This window comes from Streptomyces sp. NPDC056128, from assembly GCF_042263835.1.
Classification (GTDB): Bacteria; Actinomycetota; Actinomycetes; order Streptomycetales; family Streptomycetaceae; genus Streptomyces.
Map to the genome: position 1 here is coordinate 1 of NZ_JBHJVQ010000090.1, position 1,561 is coordinate 1,561.

Genomic DNA, 1,561 nt, shown 5'->3' on the forward strand with positions numbered 1-1,561 from the left:
CGTTAAGGAACTCGGCAAAATGACCCCGTAACTTCGGGAGAAGGGGTGCTCTGTTAGGGTGAAAGCCCGAGAGAGCCGCAGTGAATAGGCCCAGGCGACTGTTTAGCAAAAACACAGGTCTCTGCGAAGCCGTAAGGCGAAGTATAGGGGCTGACGCCTGCCCGGTGCTGGAAGGTTAAGAGGAGCGCTTAGCGTAAGCGAAGGTGCGAATTGAAGCCCCAGTAAACGGCGGCCGTAACTATAACGGTCCTAAGGTAGCGAAATTCCTTGTCGGGTAAGTTCCGACCCGCACGAAAGGCGCAACGATCTGGGCACTGTCTCAACGAGAGACTCGGTGAAATTATAGTACCTGTGAAGATGCAGGTTACCCGCGACAGGACGGAAAGACCCCGTGGAGCTTTACTGCAGCCTGATATTGAATGTTGGTACAGCTTGTACAGGATAGGTAGGAGCCTTGGAAACCGGAGCGCTAGCTTCGGTGGAGGCATCGGTGGGATACTACCCTGGCTGTATTGACCTTCTAACCCGCCGCCCTTATCGGGCGGGGAGACAGTGTCAGGTGGGCAGTTTGACTGGGGCGGTCGCCTCCTAAAAGGTAACGGAGGCGCCCAAAGGTTCCCTCAGAATGGTTGGAAATCATTCGCAGAGTGTAAAGGCACAAGGGAGCTTGACTGCGAGACCTACAAGTCGAGCAGGGACGAAAGTCGGGCTTAGTGATCCGGTGGTTCCGCATGGAAGGGCCATCGCTCAACGGATAAAAGCTACCCCGGGGATAACAGGCTTATCTCCCCCAAGAGTCCACATCGACGGGGAGGTTTGGCACCTCGATGTCGGCTCATCGCATCCTGGGGCTGTAGTCGGTCCCAAGGGTTGGGCTGTTCGCCCATTAAAGCGGTACGCGAGCTGGGTTCAGAACGTCGTGAGACAGTTCGGTCCCTATCCGTCGCGGGCGCAGGAAATTTGAGAGGAGCTGTCCTTAGTACGAGAGGACCGGGATGGACGCACCGCTGGTGTACCAGTTGTTCTGCCAAGGGCATCGCTGGGTAGCTATGTGCGGACGGGATAAGTGCTGAAAGCATCTAAGCATGAAGCCCCCCTCAAGATGAGATTTCCCATTCCGCAAGGAAGTAAGATCCCTGAAAGATGATCAGGTTGATAGGTCTGAGGTGGAAGTGTGGCGACACATGGAGCTGACAGATACTAATCGATCGAGGACTTAACCAATTTGAATGTATGCTTATTGTTATCTAGTTTTGAGAGAACACTCTCAATGGTTTGGTGGCGATAGCGAAGAGGTCACACCCGTTCCCATGCCGAACACGGAAGTTAAGCTCTTCAGCGCCGATGGTAGTTGGGGGTTTCCCCCTGTGAGAGTAGGACGCCGCCAAGCTATTACACGTAAGTGTAATATATGGAGGATTAGCTCAGCTGGGAGAGCATCTGCCTTACAAGCAGAGGGTCGGCGGTTCGAGCCCGTCATCCTCCACCATATTTGCCGGCCTAGCTCAATTGGTAGAGCAACTGACTTGTAATCAGTAGGTTGGGGGTTCAAGTCCTCTTG

At 54.1% G+C, this 1,561-nt stretch carries 1 tRNA gene and 2 rRNA genes; all 3 read left to right on the forward strand.

The window, feature by feature from the left end:
- Positions 1–1,224, forward strand: a 23S ribosomal RNA gene (locus tag ACFC1X_RS40745); the annotation flags it as partial.
- 50 nt (positions 1,225–1,274) lie between these two features.
- Positions 1,275–1,390: ribosomal RNA gene (gene rrf / locus ACFC1X_RS40750) — 5S ribosomal RNA — on the forward strand.
- A 23-nt stretch (positions 1,391–1,413) separates the two neighbouring features.
- Positions 1,414–1,489: transfer RNA gene (locus ACFC1X_RS40755), tRNA-Val, on the forward strand.
- Positions 1,490–1,561: the final 72 nt, after the last annotated feature.